This is a genomic window from Psychrosphaera sp. (assembly GCF_982872775.1).
Genome location: NZ_CEYNSH010000023.1, coordinates 47,532 through 52,654, shown reverse-complemented (window position 1 = coordinate 52,654; position 5,123 = coordinate 47,532). Strand labels below are relative to the sequence as shown.

General features: G+C 40.8%; 4 protein-coding genes. 1 reads left to right on the top strand and 3 read right to left on the bottom strand.

Going from position 1 to position 5,123, the window contains the following annotated elements; translation table 11 throughout:
• A partial coding sequence (locus AC4E96_RS08590) for a M14 family zinc carboxypeptidase (RefSeq protein ID WP_490255519.1) occupies positions 1-1,742 on the bottom strand: 1,742 nt, incomplete at its 3' end.
• 70 nt (positions 1,743-1,812) lie between these two features.
• Positions 1,813-2,436 carry an HAD family hydrolase gene (locus AC4E96_RS08585; protein WP_490255518.1) on the bottom strand — a complete coding sequence of 208 codons (624 nt, stop codon included), beginning with the start codon at positions 2,434-2,436 and terminating at the stop codon, positions 1,813-1,815.
• A 228-nt stretch (positions 2,437-2,664) separates the two neighbouring features.
• On the opposite strand from AC4E96_RS08585, the gene AC4E96_RS08580 reads away from it, so the two are divergent.
• On the top strand, positions 2,665-4,581 hold the full coding sequence (locus AC4E96_RS08580; RefSeq protein ID WP_490255517.1) for a methyl-accepting chemotaxis protein: 1,917 nt from the start codon (positions 2,665-2,667) through the stop codon (positions 4,579-4,581).
• Between the two features lie 140 nt (positions 4,582-4,721).
• Here the strand turns inward: AC4E96_RS08580 and AC4E96_RS08575 are convergent.
• The coding region (locus AC4E96_RS08575; RefSeq protein ID WP_490255516.1) for an Ig-like domain-containing protein at positions 4,722-5,123 on the bottom strand (402 nt) is incomplete at its 5' end.

Sequence of the window (5,123 nt, the reverse complement as noted above, 5' to 3'; positions counted from 1 at the left end):
GATTGATGGTCATTTAGTGTAAAGGCTTTGTCAGCGGTTTTAACTGTTAGCCCTTGACGTAAAGCGTGGGTTAAAAAGCGCCCTGCTGCCATGTCTCCCCAAGGAATCACATACCCTACTTTCGCATCCAAATTTTGAACTTCACCAACTAGTGGGTCATCTTCATTAACAAAGGTATACTTTACTTTTGGTACGCTTTTACAGGTATCAACATCGACACCGAACATTAACGGCAGTGACCAACCTGTAACGTCATAAATTTCGTCGTTTAAATTACGTGCACGACGTCGTTCTTGCTCTTTAATAAAAGCATCTGACATATCTACTTGTTTTGTCATGGTTGTTTTTACAAAACGACCTTTAGGTTGTGCCGCATCAACAAAATACGTACCTGCTGGGTAAGTGGAACCACAAAGTTTAAACCTTTCTGTAGACTGTTTAACTTCAACATCGTGCTCTGCGAGTAATGTCGCTAAACGATGAGCACCAGCGCGGTTAACGTCGTCATTTAATACATAAATACGCTCTTGTGACTTTCCTTCTTTAATCGCTGAAACTTGATACTGGTAATAATCAGTTAATAGTTTTCTACGATTATCTGCAGCACCTTCCGCCGTTGCGATAGACGCTACAAAATGACGTTGGACGGTGTTTTCATAAGTAAGAAGCTCACCATTGCGTTTAGTGTATCGTTCGCCACGTGACGATGAAACTTCATAAGTCGATGCCGATGCACCGTAAAAAGTAGGCCAACTATCACCATACCCAGGATAAAATGCATCAAATATTTCACGAGTGAAATAGTCGTAACCCTCATTATCAAAATAACGACCTATGTTTTCACCAATGGTGTTCATATTAGCGACTTGTGTGTCAGTCATATGAGGGTTAAATGGTTTGGCCGCTGGGGCAAAATAATAAGATTGGTCACCACCCATTTCGTGTAAATCTATGACAACTAAAGGTCTAAACTTGTTGATAACATCGATTCGGCCTTTTGTTTCTGGTTGTGTCGCTGCTAGCCAGTCACGGTTCATGTCAAATAAGTAATGGTTACTTCTGCCACGTGGCCAAGGCTCATTATGTTCTGCACTTAGTCTGTCACTGCTGTGTTCTAGACCTGTTGTTGCGTAATATCGAGAGGTAAATCGGGTGCGGCCATCTGGGTTTTGTAGAGGGTCAATAAAGACAATCGTATTGTCCAAAATCTTGTTAACGGTTGGGTCGCTTATTGACGCCAGTAAGTGATAAGCGGTACGCATCGCTGCATCGGTGCCGCTAATTTCATTGCCGTGTACGCTATAGCCCAACCAAACAGAAGACGGGAGCGTTTCAATTAACTCTTTAGCTGCTGTTTTATTTGTTTTACGAGGATCAGAAAGAGCCTGCATTTTATCGGCAAAGGCATCTAGATTTGCTAAGTTGCTTGGCTCGCTGATCGCTAGATAGATGAGTCTTCGGCCTTCCCACGTTACACCATAATCGAAGAGTTTTACTCTATCCGGCACAGCTAAGCTCAGTGCCTCAAAATAACGGACCATATCTGTGTGATTAGTAATTTTACTACCAGATTTATATCCCAAAACTTGTTCAACTGTAGGTACTTGTTGGTCATATTGGGCGGCCACGATTGAAGGGTTTAACGTCTCAACAGCTAAGCCCTGAATACTAACCGTAGAAGCGGCTACTAACAATGCCGAACTGACGGCCTTTCGTAAGGCTTTGCGATATGAAAAATCCATTTGAAATTCCTAATTAGAATGTTGGTTATTGTTTTTATTAAAAATATTCGTTGGTGCAAAAAAGATCAATTTAATTACGGTGAATAAAGGGTTTTAAATCTTGTGTTAAGGTAATCAAATCTTTCGAGGTTATTGATGCTAAATGCGCAAAATCATTGTTTTCTATATTGTGAACTAGACACGATGGCATATAGGCGTTTTTGGCGGCTTCAAGGTCGTATTTGAAATCACCGACAAAAAGTAGCTCTTGTGTGTACGCTCCCCATAAATTTGCAATATGCAATAAGGCTGATGGGTCCGGCTTGGCTGGAAAGTCTTCACGCGTAATTAATTGATTTGCTTTAATATTTGTACGTTCTAGCTTTATTAAAGACGCTTCTAGACAGTTTCGGGTAATGATTGCAGTCGGTATACCAAGGTCTTTTAAAAACGAGAGTAAAGTTACTGCTCCATTAAGTGCTATGCTATTTGCGGCGTCATCAACTTCAATTTGTTTAATGGCTTGGTGAGCCTGTCTCTGAAGTTCCATCGAAAGGCCAGACACGTGACTTAAAATATCAACTCCCTCTGGACAACCGACCCGCCTTCGCATTTCTTTAAAATTCATGGTACAGCTTACTAAAGTATTGTCCAGGTCAAACAAGACCCCTTTTACTGTCGTTAACTCAACACCATTTTGTTTTTTAACACTCATTAATTACCTTTGTGGTATGTATGAACTAATATGCTTACTCATTAAATAATACTTTGTTATTAGTTCCTAGAGTACAAGTGTACATTTATTGTTCGCTTGATGGATGGAGGTAAATAAAATGAGCTTTCTGTTTAAGAAAAAGTTAATTTTGCCGATTTATTTAGTTAATATTTGCCGACAAACAAAAATAATAAGGATAACCGGCACCGCCGCCCTTTAGGAAGAATTATGCAAACTGTTGTACGACGCTCAATTTCTATCCAGCTCAAACTAATCATCGCATTGATAGCCGCGGTTGTAATTTCAACCAGTATTGTTAGTTATATTGGTTACGCTAAAGCTCAATCTATCATGGTTCATCGTATTGAAAATACCGAATTGCCTAACTTGTTGCAACGAGTTAGAAATGCGATTGAAGGCCAAACCGCCCAAATGAAGGCGATAACTAAAGGTATAGCGACTAACCCTATTCTTTTAAATTGGCTTGATTCTGATAAAGACGCTGATGTAGCTGGTGTAACTGCGTATCTGAGTAATATTCAACGCAATAATGGTTACAGTAACGCATCTTTTGCCAACCGTGAAACAGCGGAGTACTGGAATCAAGATGGATTTTTACGAGTTTTGCAAAACAATGACGCTGACGGGTGGTTTTTTGCATTTAAAAAAAGCGGCAGTGCAGAATCTGCGAGCATTTATACTTATCCGAATGGTAAAACGGATATCTTTGTTAACTATCAAATGTTAAATGGTAAAGGTATATCAGGCGTTTCAAAATCTTTTGACGATATGATTGATTACCTGAAAGGATTCAAAATTGAGGAAACGGGTTTTGTATATTTAGTCAATGATAAAGGCCAAGTCCAAGTACACCCTTCCAAGAAAAATGTCGGCAAGGCCACATTAAAATCGTTATACCGTGATATTGATATTCAATCTCTTTTATCAAAGCAAAATTTCGCTTTTGAAGAAACCGACAACTATGTTGTTTCAGCAAGTTATATTCCGAGTCTAGGTTGGTATGTTATATCAGAAGTTCCAACTGAAGAGTTATATGCTGGTTTGGTTGAAAGCCGAAACTATATGATCCTATGGTTCTTTATTGTTGTTGCGGCGCTAGCCGGTGCGAGTATTTATTTGTCTGGCATGCTTGTTAAGCCTATAAGGGAGCTAGCTAGAGTTTTTCAAGACCTTGGTAAAGGTGAAGGTGACCTTACGATTCAGATAGAACACAATGCTCGTGATGAGTTAGGTGTAATGGTTGGTGGATTTAATAAATTCATTGGTAAAATTAGAAACGTAATGATAGATGTTGCAAATACCTCAATCGATTTGCGCCAAGCCGCTGAGATAGTTTCTTCATCAGCGACTAACTCAAGTCGCTCAGCGGAGTTAGAACGAGACCAGTCTATTCACGCATCGACCGCTGTGAATCAAATGGGTATGACTATCGGAGATATTGCTAAAAGCGCAAATGTCGCGGCAGAAGCAACCCAGACAGCTAATGAGAAAGCAAATATTGCGCATGACGTAGTCACCGACTCATCAACCTATATTGGCGAGATGGCTTCAGGTATGGAAGCCGTTTCAGGAACCATTGAGTCACTTGCTGAAAAGAGCGTATCGATTAGTGGTGTACTTGATGTTATTAGAGGCGTTTCAGAACAGACAAACTTATTGGCGCTAAATGCCGCTATCGAGGCTGCGCGTGCGGGCGAGCAAGGTCGAGGCTTCGCGGTTGTTGCTGATGAGGTGCGAAATTTAGCGAAGCGTACCAACGAGTCAACTGATGAAATTGCATCAATGATCACCCTACTTCAAACTGAGTCCGAAACAGCCGTTGCGGGTGTCCAACACAATAAAGATTTGGCCTCTCGCAGTGCCGAAGCAGCAGTGAAAGCCAATGAGGCTTTAAAGGACATTGTTGACCAGATCCACACATTAGAGGATTTGAATACGCAAGTAGCAACGGCCACAGAAGAACAGCTAACCGTCGTCCAAGAAATTAATGGGCACGTTAAACAAATTAGCGATAATAGTGAAAAGTCTGCTGCTAACGCGACGAACATGGCCTCATCTAGTGATGATCTCAAATCACTTGCTAAACAACTTGACGAGTTGGTTAACACCTTTAAGGTCCGATAGTAACATTAGTTAAATACGTTACTTGCTAGGATCGCTTGTTTTCCTGGACCATTATTGAAAGTAGAGTTAATAAAAAAGCCGACATCTGTCGGCTTTTGTTTATCAGTTCCCGAAAGCAAATCGAGTTTAGTATTACTTTGTTACTTAAGGTTTACCGTTACAAAACCTTGCGAAACATTACCTTTAGTATCGCTAACTAAATACGTGAAGGTTTGTTTACCTATAGCACCAAATGCAGGAGTATACGTAACTGTGTCAGAAATACCGCGTGCACAGTCGCCTTTTATAACGGTTGCATTTCCAGAAGTTGGTTTTGAAAAGCCACCTACTGTCATACACTCGCCTTCTGCATCAAAGTCGTTGGCTAATACATCGATATTAACCGGCATATTAGGTACAGAACGAATATTATCATTGCTGACAACGGGAGCCTGGTTCTGCTCTATAACAAGGCTTTCTCCCGGCAAAGTTACTTCACCTTCGCTACCAAACGCTTGAAATTCAGCGGCTCGAACATCACGATCTTTAGGTGAGCCCGTTTG